Source organism: Trabulsiella odontotermitis, from assembly GCF_001297775.1.
GTDB lineage: Bacteria > Pseudomonadota > Gammaproteobacteria > Enterobacterales > Enterobacteriaceae > Trabulsiella > Trabulsiella odontotermitis.
Genome location: NZ_LIFX01000006.1, coordinates 329,436 through 343,532 on the forward strand (window position 1 = coordinate 329,436; position 14,097 = coordinate 343,532).

A 14,097-nucleotide genomic window follows, 5' to 3' on the forward strand; every position below is an offset into this window, starting at 1 on the left:
TACTCGTGCCGCTTCGTCCCCTTAGTTAAATGGATATAACGAGCCCCTCCTAAGGGCTAATTGCAGGTTCGATTCCTGCAGGGGACGCCAGGATACTGTCCACGAACGTACATCAAAGTCTATTTTTCCCCTTAACTTTAAATCACTTACTATCAAACATAGTCTATCAAAGGTTACCGGGTTATACAGGCATCCACATTGCTTTGTTGGTATGACTGTTGGTATTGTAAGTTCGATAATCAAGATACCAACAGCGGGGTAGTTCCAATGGCGCTAACAGAGGTAAAAGTCAGAAAGGCGAAACCTGCAGAAAAACCCGTCAAGCTAACTGATGGAAATGGCATGCATCTCTTGATTCACCCGACAGGTTCCAAGTACTGGCGACTCCAGTATCGCTTCGGAGGAAAACAGAGAATGTTGGCTCTGGGTGTTTACCCAGATGTGTCTTTGTCAGAAGCCCGACGTAGAAGGGACGAAGCAAGACAACTCATTGCCAACAATGTTGACCCAGGTGAACAGAGAAAAGCAGATAAGATTGAAGAAAAAGGTTTGCTCACCTTTGAGACTGTGGCTCGTAACTGGCATTCAAGCAACAGAACCTGGTCTGAAAGTCACCGAACTACGGTATTGAACAGCTTAATCACTCACCTGTTTCCAGTAATTGGTAAACGAAATATCTGTGAACTAAAAACTCGTGATCTGCTGGTACCATTAAAGAAAGCTGAAGCTACGGGACATCTTGAATTGGCTGCTCGTTTACAGCAAAGAATCACAGCAATCATGCGATATGCTGTACATAATGCATTAATTGAACAAAACCCTGCCTACGACCTGGCAGGTGCTGTAATTACAGCCAAGAGCAATCATCGCCCTGCCCTTCCGCTTGAACAGCTTCCAGCTCTTCTTAAACGGATTGATGCTTATAAAGGCAAAGGTATCACTCAAATCGCGGTTCAGTTGACTCTGCTTACCTTTATTCGTTCCAGCGAATTAAGATTCGCTCGCTGGTCAGAAGTGAATTTCAAAAACTCGTTATGGACGATCCCAGCGGAGCGACAGGAGTTGAAAGGGGTAAGGTTTTCGGGAAGAGGTTCAAAAATGAAAACTCCTCACCTTGTACCTCTCAGTAATCGAGCCAAAATTCTGCTCGAAAGGCTCCATATTATCAGTGGTGATAAAGATCTTATGTTCATTGGTTTTAGTCGTGATGATAAACCAATCAGCGAAAATACCGTAAACAAGGCTCTTCGCACGATGGGTTACGACACACGAACAGAAGTTTGTGGTCATGGTTTTCGAACCATGGCTTGTAGTGCATTGATTGAGTCAGGGTTATGGTCAAGAGACGCAGTTGAACGTCAAATGAGCCACCAAGAGCGTAACTCAGTTCGGGCTGCATACATTCATAAAGCAGAGCACCTCGAAGAGAGAAAACTTATGCTGCAATGGTGGGCAGACTACCTTGATGCCAACAAAGAAGAACACATTACACCGTTTGAATTCGCCCAAAGTAAAAAATAGGATTTAAAGGCCACGGATGGCTTTAATCATCTTTTGATGAATTGGTATTTTCAGGTCGACCAGTTGCTATCTATTATTTGTTATTGCATTCTTCATTCCTGTCCTATAGCCTAAGATTAATCCTAATAATCTAAGAAATTAGATGCCTAATCAAGAACCACTGTATAAAAAGAAACCTCCGGAAACCGAGCTGGATCGCTTGATGGATGAGCTTGAACTGACACAAGAGCAGCGTGATTTCATCGAATCACTTCGTCAAGATAGAGATAAATATGAAGACAATGACAAGTGACTGCTCCCCTATTCTCTTTCCACTGTAACTGAATGCCTCATTACATTAACTCAAGTTTTTCATGACCTTTGTTTTGCATCGCAGGCCCCTCCCACCTCGCTATACGCACTGTATTCATCGGCACATTACGAGTAAGTCAAACTACTGGCATTCCCTCTTACTTTATCGAAGCCACCAGTCGGTTGCGACCGGTTCGTTTGGCCTGATACATCAGTTCGTCAGCCTTTTTCATCACCTCAACTACCATCTCGTCGTCATGTGGCCAACTGGCTACTCCCAGCGAAATAGTGATATGTCCCACCGTTTCGATTTCGGTATGTTCTACTAGCGCGCGTAATCGCTCACCAACCAACGCAGCATCGGCAGTAGTAGTATCTGGCAATAGCAGAGTAAACTCTTCACCGCCCTCCCGACAGGCTAAATCCACGTCCCGGCAGCACAGCTGTATCAGTTGGGCTAAGGTACGCAACGTGGTGTCCCCCACGTCGTGCCCGAAGGTGTCGTTCACCTGTTTGAAGTGGTCGACATCCATCGAAATCACCGCGAACGGCCGCCGCGTCTCAGACATCTGTACCAGCGCCGCCTCCATCGCCCTGCGATTCAGTAACCCGGTCAGCGGGTCAGTATGCGCCTGGCTGTTCAGCCAGTTAATCTTCTCCCGTATCAGGTTAATGCCATTCAGTAACGCCAGCTTAATATGTGCCGCTTCGAAATACCAGGAGCGCACCGCCTGCACCCGCTCCACGCTGTCGGTGCTGTCGATGACTGCCGCACTGTCCGCCAGTTGACGCAGCGGCCGCACAATCTCATTCGCCAGCCACCACAGAATCAGCAGCCCGACCAGCCCCAGAGGTAACGCCCCCATCAACATCTGTCGCATCAACCCGCCCAGAGCCGTCAACGTCTTCTCCTTCGGTTGTTGAGCCACTACGCCCCACCCCGATGACGGCACGCTGGCATAACCCGCCAGCATGCGAACACCGTACGAGTTCACCACTTCCATAGCACCATGGTTACCCTGCACTACCGCTTTCACCACAGCACTTCTTTCTTTATTACCGACCCTCGAGGTATCGGAATGGGACAGCATCTGACCGTTCCGATCCACCACATAGACCTGGGTGTCATCTTGGTGGAAATGATTACTGACCAGCGCCGACAACATGTTCTTTTTCTGCAGGTAGTTCGCTCCACTGATAAACCCCAGATAGGTTCCCCGACTGTCGGTAATCGGCTGGGAAACGTATACCAGGAGAGTACCGGAATTCAGTTTATAGACGTTGCTCACCGCTGGCTTGCGCTCCTGCACCCCTTGCTGGCTATCAGGTGCGATCAACACCTGCCCCACCAGATCATGCTCCGGCGGGAAGGATGACAATATCCGACCATCGGCGCCAACCACACTGATGGTGTCAAAGTCAGAATCCTGCTGTTGCAGGCGCTTCGACTCGCCATCGAGCACCCTCTGATTATGAAAATTGTTGCCCAGAATCGCGCGCCGTAAGCCAGCCGCTCTTGCGCGACGTTCAGATACCGTTCAATAGAAGAGGCCACCCGCTCGGCATACGCCTGATTCTGCTCCAGCGCATGGTCGATCAATACCTGCCGCTGCACCCGGTAAGCGGAGTAAAAGCTGTTGCAGAGGGTGATGAGAGTGATCAGCAGTGCAAACGACACTATCAACAACCGCAAATTGAGAGCTGGTAACCATTTATTATTCATAGGTTATTATCCTATATGTGCCGGAATAAACGTCTTAATCCAGTCGGTAACCACCTGCGTCGGCAGCAATTTGACGAGGTGATAGCCTTGCAACACCGGACAGTTCAGCTCGCGCAGAAGTTGCCACTGAGCATCGTTTTCTCCCCCTTCAACCGCCACCATCATCGCCAGTTGTGCCAAAAGCCGATCACCGCCGCCAGCAACTCAATCCTCTTCTTTACGACACTTTTATCGATAAAACTTTTGTCAATTTTCACCTCGAGGTCATAGCCTAGCGAGCTTTGACAAGCTGGGAAACCGGTGCCGAAGTTGTTCACTGACAGTCCCCTATAAAGTGAATTTCGTACACTCGCGCTATCACTTCATCCAACAGCACCATTATGGAGATTTCGATGGCGAACTATTGCTACGATAAATCACGCAGCCGGAGAATAATATCCGTGTTCTTCTGTCAATACGGCTCTCGCTGGACTCTTACAACTGCCCGCACGGCAGTCAACGCTGTTCCTGGTTATCTGTAATTATATATACTTTTCTAAGCAGTCTGCACGGCAGTGAAGTGTCATAATATCAGTACATTTTTTGTTTCATAAAAAGAAAAAATCAAAAAAATTTATACCCACTTTATTTCCGAGTCACTAAATAAATTAAAATCAATAGGTTATGCATTAGAAAGGAATATAAATTGTATTGACAGCAGAACCGGAATCTCATCTGGTAAGGACACCAGCATGCAGGTGTAACCTGCATATGTAGATTTTATAGTGGAGAGATATTCAGCATTCCCACACTTTCGCAAAGGTCAAAATTTGAGTCTCAGTCAACAAGTACATGAGAATAATAATAACAAGATTTACGAGCAAGAGCATCACAAACAGAACAGTATCTGATGGCCATCAGATACTGTTCATGGAGGGTTAATTAGATGACACAAACATCCAATTATTTGTAATTACAAATGCTTTTTAAGCTTGTTCCACTCACCAATAACTTTTTGTTTAAAACTGGATTTATTATCATCAGTACAGGCCTGCACGACCACGGGTGTCACGGTTGCAATACCATGTACGTCCATAACAGCATCTTCAGGTTTGTCTTTATTGTTAAGCGCCTCTACTACACCAACCGCTGTTGGCCTGAAAGACTCATCCAGCGCCAGGAAGTCTTCACAAGTCCAGTCATTGACAGGTTTACTTTTGTCCGCGGCCATAGATACGGCTGGGACCAGGAACAGCACACTTAACACAAGGTGGAGATTTTCTTCATATTTATATCCTCATCATTGATTGTCACAGTCTGTTACGTGCAGACATTGTGTTATTGAAAAATATGATTCAGAGATAGTATACCGAGTTCAGTCAGTCACTATCATTTATGCCCCAACTCTATGAAGCCCATGACTACCAGCCATCGTCATCCTTGATTTATATTCCAAAGAAGAAAGAGCGTTTTATTGACTTACATGTCTGGAAAAAGACTCATAAAACAGAACAACTGGAATATAATTCAGACATCTAGACAAGACCACCACCTCATAGGATTAGTCCACGTTTACCATAAGAATGGTTAGCAAGAGATAGACTGAAGAATACAAAATAATCATAATACTTCTCATATTGAACCACATAAGGAAATAAGAAATGCATACCAAACATAACCACCAGATGAGATTTGATTCTTCATGCTCATTTACAGGTTTAGACTTTTTGGCTCGCAGTGTTGCAAAGATCCAGCAAAATGGAACATTTCTGGATCCTAAGTGTGTAGCGGGGAACATGCATGAAGAGCAAAAAGAAATCTTTATGTGCAGATTAGCATTTCACCAAGAAAGGATCAACCATACAAAATGACAGAAAACAACGATGCCTGACAGAAAAGTATGTTTATTATAAAACCATTAGGGATAAAAATGTAACATAGAGTTATCAACAAACCCTATTTCCAGCTCCTGTGCTAATCATGAAAATAAAAAACGAAAATCATAATTCAATACTTTTTATATTATGAATAGCAAACCATTTTATAGCCAAAAGAATTAGCCTCAAGGTCGTTATAACTTTATTCTAAACACCCCATTCCCTTACGTTAAAAGATCTTCTTTTCTGTCATGCCGCCATATGCAGATAAAAACAATTAGTTACATCCACTACATTATATCCCTACTGGCTCAGGTCAGGTATAGAACTCTTCATTTTTTAGACTCTTACAGGAACCATGAAAACATTTACTGGCACTCAGATAAAGATAAATACCAAGTATATGTAACATCCTTCTGTCATCACCAAGTGTTAACTTCCTCAACACTTAAAGTCAGTAAACCACACTATAGGTATGGGATTCCGCCCATCAAATAAATGCCTTCCGCCTCTAAAATTAGCGACTGTCATTGGCTACTGCCGCGTAATCACGCACAACTCCCTCTTTCAAGAGAAACGTAACAAGTTGATAATTAAAAATAAAAAATTTTAATAAAATTTTTGCCAGCATGATTCATACCATTTTAGTAAGCGCTCTTAACCAAATGCAGGATAATCCTAACAAAATGATGACTCATCTTTGGTGCGCCAGTATTACAGATGCTGGTATATTTTTTTACGCTAAGTATACATAAGGTATGTTATGCAAAACAGTTTACAACAGAGTATCCAGAACGCCGCATTTCATTCAGAAAATAAAAAATATGATAACAAGAGACCATTAATGTATTGCTATGGATGTGATAGAAGATGTTCTACTGAATGTGCTAAGTTGAACAAAAACAAAGATTGTAATGGGCTCGAATTTTATATTTGGCCCGACAATAACTCATATCTTGTTGAGGGAATACTCCCTTATGTCCGTGAGGTTAATGACAAGTTAATTTCTCAACCGATTGTGATTATTGATTTCAACCACAAAAACATTGATTGTTTCTTATCAAAAAACTGGCTTGACTGTTTTAAAAACATGAGATTAATTCTTGTGGCAGATAAAAAAATGACGGCTATTGCACATTACTGGTTTTACAATGATACGGTTGACACAATCATTAGTGCAGTTATTTTCTATGATGACACAAAAGATGAAATTGTTGCGAAGGTGAAAAATTCCTTTCTGGCTAAAATCACAAAGCCAGCAGAAAATAAACCAAAACTAAGTACAAATGAGTACTCACTGTTTTCTTTTCTCTATAAAGGTGAGTTACCCAAAAAGATAGCACTAAAAAATGAAACCAGTGTTAAAAATGTATATGCAATGAAGAAAAGAATAGAGCTCAAACTTGGAGTTCTAATCTCAAGACTTTCGAATTAATGCTCCTGCATTTATCTTAATATCTAAAACATCAACTAATGGTTATCATAGTATAATCATAAGATATGTCGTGGGTAAAAGACAGATTCATTATTTCAATGCTAATAACCTTGCAACCATTTAATATGACACATAATACTGCGTCAACAGTTACGCATTCATGACATCATGAGTGCGTAACTGTAATTACGCCACTGGCATACAACAGCCCGCAAAAATAATTAATACGAAAAGTAATTTCATACAAGAGTGAAATATAATTTATATTTGCATTCATAACAACCTAACCAATATCCGGTTCTATTCTCTAAAAGAGGAAGTATATCGAGCGACCAGAGCTGAGAATAAACTTTCTCGCTGAATTTTATCCTTTTACGTTTCAGTAGCTGGAAAAACTTTCAGCAGCCGCATTATCGTTGCAGTTACCTCGACGGCGCATGCTGGCTTCCAGTCCCTGTAATTTAAGTAACAACTACCATTCATGACTTGTGAACTGACTTCCCTGATCTGTGTGAACCCGTGAAGACGTAGCTCAGTTAGACAACTTTGCGAAGTGATCTTGACCCGCCATCTCCAGACAGCTTTGCGAAGTATTTAATATGAGCCGCTCGTCAGTCACCCGCTTGAGTTCTTTCTGGAGTTGCCAGATCTTAACCTGAATATTTGTCTGTTCTTTGTTGATAGAGGGGTCCGATCCGTACTTCTTCATCCAGACGTAAGAACTACGGGGAGCGATATCAAGGCGAGTTGCCCCATGGAAACAGAATGGACGTGATCAATAACCTTTGATTGACAGCTTCGATTTTTGACTCTGCGGGATAAAGCTTACTACTGATGAACACCACTTTTTTAAGTCATGTTAAATGACTGAGAAACGGCTGTTAAACCCGTGGTGATTCAAAGCTTGCTCCGGCCATCTGTGTACATTTAACCTCGATCTGCTGGTAAATTCTGTGCTCCAGGCACCCAGAATACAAAATTTTGCGTCTAAACCAGTAAACTGTTCAATATAAGGGCAGACTGCAGCCATCCCTACTCAGATCCACCATGTTATCCTGAATACCCCTGAAGGTTTGCGTATAACAACCAAAATACTATAAAAAAGGAGGTCTGTACGTACCAGTCCTCCATAAGCAACAAGTTAGAACATGTACCTCAGACCAACCATCCCCTTCGTGTCGCTGTATCCTTCTTTACCAGCCTGGACAGCAACATTACCCCATAGGTTAAGATGATTACTGACCTTACCATCCACCCCGACTTTTACTTCACCAGTATTACGGGGGCCGGATAAATAGTCATATGTATTGTTCATCCTTACACTATAATTTCTGGTGTTATGCAACCAGTTAATCTCCATAAAGGGTTCAAATTCCTTGTCCTTTCCACTATCAAGGACATTATGACTCATCATACTTGCACGAAGGCCGATTCGTGTCTGGAAATTTTCGTCACCGAAACTCTCCACTGACGTACCGTTTTTCTCGGTATGATGGTCAGCCTTTACGTCAGACCAGATGACCTGTGCTTCTGGTTGCAACCAGAACGTTTCATGAACGCCTGTACTGGTTTTTCTTTCCCCGACACGAAACCGATACCCAGACTCTACAGAAGCGGATAATCCCTTAGATTTATAGTATTCAGATGGGAGGTATTGGCCTGAAACATTGTCCCGGAACCAACTGTACTGAAGCCAGGTATCCAAATAAGGTCCGGATCGTTCCTCATCGTTACTGAACCATGTCCCATAAATACCGGTACTGTATCCGTTCACCTCACCACGCGAATGGTAACCACTCAACACGGATTTAGAATGACTGTTTTGCTGCGCATAACCGGCCATTAATCCAAGATGCCAGCGATCATTACCTGTACTAGTCCATTGCGCGATATCACCACCGATCTGGACAACGTAGTAATTAGCTTGTGTTTTCACCTAGTTGTCGGACATTGCGGATGAACGATTATGTCCACCTACATGCCGCATCCACATACTCGTCACTTTCTGCTCCCCGGTCAGAGCATCAGTATACTGAGTCTCCCCCAGACGGTCGTAAAGGCGAAGGTTAAACATACTATTAGCAGCCTGGATGTTAGATACATAACTACCTACTTCAGGTCGAAAGTTATGCTCCTCTTCTGGTTTTTGTGGCTTTGGTTCCTCAGGTTTTGGTGGTTCAGGATTTTCCGGTTTTTCTTCTGGGCTTTTCATACTGGTAAGATACCAGTTATTCGTGTTTTGACCGCTTTTTGTCCCTTGTTGCAAATGATAATCCCATGCACCTGCAACAATACGAGAACTTTGCACGAACGTATCAGTCGCATTAGGGGCTCCTACCTCTATAAGCTCAATGCCCTCGAGAGTCTCGGCTCAAACACCGCCGACATTGTTTACAACGACTTTCGTTGTACCTGTTGCATTCCCCGTAATAATCAATTTGTCTGTTGGAGAACTATCATCACCAAGTGCAGTTCCAAATATTACGGAAGTGTCACCCGAACCGGAATAGTCACCATTAATGGTTAATGTATGAAAACCTTTTTCTTCCGGATCATAAATCTGAGTAACTGAGTTTGACTGATTTTTTACATTACCAACGAGGGTATAATTATCAGAGTTCGATTTCAACATCGACCCATTGCTTAATGGTTAAATCAGTAAATGTAGATGTTGTCCCTGCATTGTTTTTCCTTATGTTCCATTCAGAGTTATTGTCGAGATTAATAGTTAATTTACTATCTCCCTGTATATTTGTTAAACCCGACATTTTAGCACTATCACTAAGATTAAAATTTACATTATTATGATATAATACATCTGCTGCATCATTAGCATCGACATCAACAATCGACGACTGATCCTCCTGCATAGATAAATCAGTTTTATCACCTGAAAAAATGAAGTTTACATCACCTTGATTTTTATACACTTTCAGAAGTGCATCTTTTAATGAGGAAGTGACAAAAACAGCATCTTTAAACAAAGCTGAAATACCGGAAGCAGAACGTTGTGTTCCCCAGTCCTGTTGACCAACATTTATTGCGTTACCATTAGTTTTTATGCTTGTAGAACTATTAGCGAAGCCAGCCTTCAAAGTACTCCCGGATACAGCCATTTTAATAGCAGCGCCAGGAGTATTTGTCATATCAATATCCATTTGACCATGTGATTCAAGATAGCCCTCACCAGTTTCGATACTCCTTGACTTACCTATTTTGATAGCACTGTTATCGGTACCTTTTCCGTTCTTGAGGGTAATGGATGAGTTACCATTTAATATAACAGTACTGACTTTTGAATCAGCAGCATTACCTTTTCCTGAAATATAAATAGCTTCCTGACGCCCACCATCTAGCAAAACTGACAGTTCACCGTTAACTCTTACCAGACCGGCGGGTCCAGTGCCAGAATCTTTATATGCACCTTGAATGGAACGAATAGCAGAATTTAAAGTTGTCCCAACCAGACCACTTGTATTAATAGTTTGAGAAACAGTTAAATTATTCACCTCTGTTGTTGCAAAATGCGTTGATGTAAATTTATCATCATCTACCGCAACTCCTGCATCAACACTCGATCCGGCAATAATACCGTATTCACTACCACGACCTAATATATCGCTATTATTGTAAACAGTGTTAATATTAACATCAGTATCACTGGCAATAAGATTGGCAGTCCCTCCATAAAATGCAGACATTGTCACATTTGGTGTACTGCTGAGAATATTAAAATTTATTTTTTTGATACCATCAAAAAATGCTGTCGATTGGTCATTGCTGGGATATCGCCAACTGATACCACCATTTATGGTAATTTCTGTTTTACCCTCTTACCTGTAACAATAATGTCCCCACGGTCAAACCACTTACTTGGACCATCATCCCAAATAAGCCGTGTTGCAGCATAAATATTAGTGCATTGTGTAAATGTGAAAACCACACCTACAATAAGATACGTTTTTCCTTCCAGATTGTAATACTTCTATTATTTTAGTTTTAAGCATTATGCAAGAGAACTCTTCTTTCTATCATTCCTATATCGATGTTAACTAATCCTAATCATAGCCATATTGAAACGCGGCTTAATGTTTAATTTATGTTAAATAATACACCATCCAAGAAAATGACAAATTACATATATCCCTCAACAAATTATGAACACATGATCTGCATCACACAAATCTCTCTTTTTTATTTTTCAAAAGATATATCAATACGTTAAGCATATATAATATCAATAAAATATGTCATCGCCATATCCCCCAAAAGACTATAATGCAAGCGTCACAATGCAGTTATTATACACATAATAACTTGCACAGAAGAAAAAACAGTTCCCTACAACTACACTATAAAAACCCTCACACATCCGATTTTATTACATATACTAATTATTATTCCAGAATAATCATCTGGCAAATACAAAATAGCCAACTCTGAGCCTTGAGAGTCATTAAATATAATAAATAATCAAAGACTCAGAATTTACTTTAATCTAATGATACCGTTCGTTATTGCTTTATTGATAATATTTCTGTAGTCATATACTTTACAGGTAGACATCACCCCTAATTTCTTTTTTAAGTTAGTGCAGAATGTATATGTTGTTTTCATATTAACGTCTATGATTCTGTTTATTTCTCGCAAGGTAAGGCCTTTTAAGAGATACCCAAGAACAAGATATTCTCTATGAGTTAGTATTATATCATTTCTCCCCCCCCCCATCCTTTCGAGCTCGATTATTTTATTAATAATTTCAACGCATGGCAACTTATATATGTTAATAATTTTCCATCCGTAGCAATAACAAATAGAAACAAATAAATCGGGTAACAACCTCGCCTCATTTAAAATAATAACTTCAAAAACATTATTTTTTTTCAGCATATCCGAAGATGATATTAAACAATCAAAACCCTGAACATCATTGAAATTGGCTGATATCATTATGTATAACTTTAGTGATACATCCCCACGGATTCTCTTACACCAGCCATCAAACTCATTAAGTTCTCTAAAAGAGACAATATTATCATTTCCATATTTACCTGTAATTAAATGCAATAACCCCTCAGCACTAAAATTACATCTAGATATGATCACAGTAAAATTTATCACTCTCCCTCCTGTACCTGTCACAGATAAACTCATTTGCAGTGATTACTATGCATGGAAGCTATCCCTCCCTTTTAACGTATTATAAACACATAAACAAATGCAATAAAAAGGGAATATTCTCTATACTCATAAGAATATTACACTTTTACAGGAACTACTAGCTAACCTCACACAGGCGATTAAAAACAATAAAATGAGGTATCGAAATAATGTATACATGTAGAAATTATGCCTTTCGCATTTTATTTCTCACTGCTGTCTCAACGCTTCTATACCATACCCACTTAAACTACAGCACTACTTAGAAATAGTATTACTGCATATACAATACACACTTTAATCGAAGTAAGGTCATGAATACTGAAAATGAAAATTGACTTTATCATGCACAGCGCAGGTCGAGAAAGCTACACAGATACTGTGTGGTCTACAACTAGACAGTACTTATGATAGCATTTTTCTTTACATGTAGAAAACTGTATGACGAAAGTTCCTTCTAACGTGAATGCAATTGTTTGCGTTTCCTATTCATTTAAAAAGTGTCAACATTTTATAAAACCCAAGAAAATAACACTTTATAATATACATTGAATATATTCACAAACAACTAAATATATAATAATAAAACGTCATAACATGATCCCTATGACATACAATAAGATTAACAAACAGCTTTCACCCAACGCCAATACAATAAATTAATAGAATATTCCTAAATGATTATAGCATAATCCCATATAGACAATGAATCATCCTTAATGATTCAATTTAAAGATCATGTTAGTTTATAAACATTAATTATTTAACATCTTTTAAAAGATAAAAACAAAGACAATTTAACATATAAATAAACTTTTCCCTTTCATTAATGAAGGTTGTGAACAATTACAACAGCAACCGCAACAACAAACGCACAAATAAGACAGGAAAGATTTTTTAGAACTCAAAAAAAATGTTACGCCCCACAACCGTTGCTTTGTACATCAAATTTGCATTGAATATCTTATTGAAGATATGGAAAAGATAAGGAAACTGGAAGATTAGATGAATGTTCAGAATTCTGCGGCTGAATTGTCCTCCTCTTCTCATTTTGAAAATATAGAAGACCACGGAAAAGATTCACTTCTGTGGGGYGTGGAGTGGATTTGCGCGCATCACACAAAACTGGTAAGTAAGGAAGTTTTATATTCCGGTTTACCCCGTACAGAAAGACTTGATCCCGAAACTGCCTTGCGCATGCTGGAACAGGTCGGTATTTCTGCGGGCTGGGTAAAGCGTGATCTGAATAAACTGTCTTCTTATCTTTTTCCGTTGTTGATTGCCCGTAAAGACGGAACCTATTGCATTCTGACGGCCCGCCGGGGAAAACGCGGTCATTACCTGTATCAGGTGGTGGTCCCGGAAAGCGGCGGCGCATTAATGCTTGCCGAAGCGGATCTGCTGGAAATCTACGCCGGGTACGCCCTGGTGGCGACGCCGAAACCCAAACTGGATGCGCGCGCGGATGATCAGCTGTTACCAAAAGGGCCGGGCGAAGGCCACTGGCTGTTTTCGACCCTCTGGCGCTATCGCCGCTATTTCTACAGCGCAGCACTGGCAGCATTGCTGGCGAACGTGCTGACGCTGGCGAGCACCTTTTTCACCATGAACGTATACGACCGCGTGATCCCGACGCAGGCATACGTCACGTTATGGTCGCTGGCGGTGGGCGTGATCATCGCCATCGTTTTTGAATTTACCACCCGCCAGGTGCGCACCTGGCTGATTGATGTCGCCGGGAAAAAAGCGGATCTGATCCTCGGTGCGAAGCTGTTCCGCCAGGTGATGGCGATGCGCATGGAGAATAAACCGCAGTCGTCCGGGACGTTTGCCAACCAGTTGCGTGATTTTGAAGCGGTGCGCGATTTCGTCACCTCCGCGACGCTGGCGACGCTGTCGGATCTGCCGTTCTGTGCGTTGTTCATGTTCATCATCTACATGATTGGCGGCGCGCTGGCGTATGTTCCGCTGGCGGCGATCCCCATCATCCTCATTGCCAGCGTGATTATTCAGTGGCCGCTGGGCCGCTACATGGAAGAGAACATCCGTGAAATCTCGCTCAAGCAGGGGTTGCTGATTGAGAGTATCGAAGGGCTGGAAGCGCTGAAAGC

At 41.5% G+C, this 14,097-nt stretch carries 10 protein-coding genes, 1 tRNA gene and 2 pseudogenes; 6 read left to right on the top strand and 7 right to left on the bottom strand.

Annotated elements, in window-relative coordinates; all coding sequences use genetic code 11:
• The first annotated feature begins 15 nt into the window (after positions 1-15).
• The 3 genes from AOY23_RS10475 (at position 16) to AOY23_RS22875 (ending at position 1,813) form a co-directional block, all read left to right on the top strand.
• Positions 16-90 (top strand) — tRNA-Arg (locus AOY23_RS10475).
• Between the two features lie 177 nt (positions 91-267).
• Complete coding sequence (locus AOY23_RS10480) at positions 268-1,521, top strand: tyrosine-type recombinase/integrase (protein ID WP_054179342.1); 1,254 nt, start codon at positions 268-270, stop codon at positions 1,519-1,521.
• Positions 1,522-1,663: 142 nt separating this feature from the next.
• Positions 1,664-1,813: a hypothetical protein gene (locus tag AOY23_RS22875; RefSeq protein ID WP_162838553.1), complete on the top strand. Its 150-nt coding sequence runs from the start codon at positions 1,664-1,666 to the stop codon at positions 1,811-1,813.
• Between the two features lie 157 nt (positions 1,814-1,970).
• On the opposite strand, the gene AOY23_RS10485 is transcribed toward AOY23_RS22875, so the two are convergent.
• From AOY23_RS10485 to hdeA, 3 genes are all read right to left on the bottom strand, one after another.
• Positions 1,971-3,275 carry a sensor domain-containing diguanylate cyclase gene (locus AOY23_RS10485; RefSeq protein ID WP_235501628.1) on the bottom strand — a complete coding sequence of 435 codons (1,305 nt, stop codon included), beginning with the start codon at positions 3,273-3,275 and terminating at the stop codon, positions 1,971-1,973.
• A gap of 266 nt (positions 3,276-3,541) precedes the next feature.
• The gene (locus AOY23_RS22565) at positions 3,542-3,715 is read right to left on the bottom strand and encodes an EAL domain-containing protein (protein ID WP_152958506.1); all 174 of its coding nucleotides are present in this window, start codon (positions 3,713-3,715) and stop codon (positions 3,542-3,544) included.
• A gap of 772 nt (positions 3,716-4,487) precedes the next feature.
• Complete coding sequence (gene hdeA / locus AOY23_RS10490; protein ID WP_054179364.1) at positions 4,488-4,745, bottom strand: acid-activated periplasmic chaperone HdeA; 258 nt, start codon at positions 4,743-4,745, stop codon at positions 4,488-4,490.
• Positions 4,746-5,199: 454 nt separating this feature from the next.
• Between hdeA and AOY23_RS23205 the strand changes: the two genes are divergently transcribed.
• On the top strand, positions 5,200-5,385 hold the full coding sequence (locus AOY23_RS23205) for a hypothetical protein (protein ID WP_407830015.1): 186 nt from the start codon (positions 5,200-5,202) through the stop codon (positions 5,383-5,385).
• Between the two features lie 769 nt (positions 5,386-6,154).
• A complete protein-coding gene (locus AOY23_RS10500) occupies positions 6,155-6,826 on the top strand; it encodes a hypothetical protein (RefSeq protein ID WP_235501698.1) in 672 nt (223 codons plus the stop codon).
• 344 nt (positions 6,827-7,170) lie between these two features.
• On the opposite strand, the pseudogene AOY23_RS23005 reads toward AOY23_RS10500, so the two are convergent.
• From AOY23_RS23005 to AOY23_RS10520, 4 genes and pseudogenes are all read right to left on the bottom strand, one after another.
• Positions 7,171-7,343: pseudogene (locus tag AOY23_RS23005) on the bottom strand (IS3 family transposase); the annotation flags it as partial.
• 624 nt (positions 7,344-7,967) lie between these two features.
• Positions 7,968-9,458 (bottom strand): annotated as a pseudogene (locus AOY23_RS23010) (autotransporter outer membrane beta-barrel domain-containing protein).
• The gene (locus AOY23_RS10515) at positions 9,439-10,527 is read right to left on the bottom strand and encodes a hypothetical protein (RefSeq protein ID WP_054179344.1); all 1,089 of its coding nucleotides are present in this window, start codon (positions 10,525-10,527) and stop codon (positions 9,439-9,441) included. Before AOY23_RS10515 ends, AOY23_RS23010 begins: the two are co-directional and overlap by 20 nt.
• Before the next feature lie 787 nt (positions 10,528-11,314).
• Entirely contained in the window at positions 11,315-11,968 is a 654-nt protein-coding gene (locus tag AOY23_RS10520; RefSeq protein ID WP_160316735.1) for a LuxR C-terminal-related transcriptional regulator, read from the bottom strand.
• A 1,215-nt stretch (positions 11,969-13,183) separates the two neighbouring features.
• On the opposite strand from AOY23_RS10520, the gene AOY23_RS10525 reads away from it, so the two are divergent.
• A partial coding sequence (locus tag AOY23_RS10525) for an ABC transporter transmembrane domain-containing protein (RefSeq protein WP_268807335.1) occupies positions 13,184-14,097 on the top strand: 914 nt, incomplete at its 3' end.

Coding starts and splice junctions, on each gene's coding strand:
- hdeA (WP_054179364.1), bottom strand. CDS start 4,745: ATGGCCGCGGACAAAAGTAAACCTGTCAATGACTGGACTTGTGAAGAC.
- AOY23_RS10500 (WP_235501698.1), top strand. CDS start 6,155: ATGCAAAACAGTTTACAACAGAGTATCCAGAACGCCGCATTTCATTCA.
- AOY23_RS22875 (WP_162838553.1), top strand. CDS start 1,664: ATGCCTAATCAAGAACCACTGTATAAAAAGAAACCTCCGGAAACCGAG.
- AOY23_RS10515 (WP_054179344.1), bottom strand. CDS start 10,527: ATGTCTGCATTTTATGGAGGGACTGCCAATCTTATTGCCAGTGATACT.
- AOY23_RS10480 (WP_054179342.1), top strand. CDS start 268: ATGGCGCTAACAGAGGTAAAAGTCAGAAAGGCGAAACCTGCAGAAAAA.
- AOY23_RS23205 (WP_407830015.1), top strand. CDS start 5,200: ATGAGATTTGATTCTTCATGCTCATTTACAGGTTTAGACTTTTTGGCT.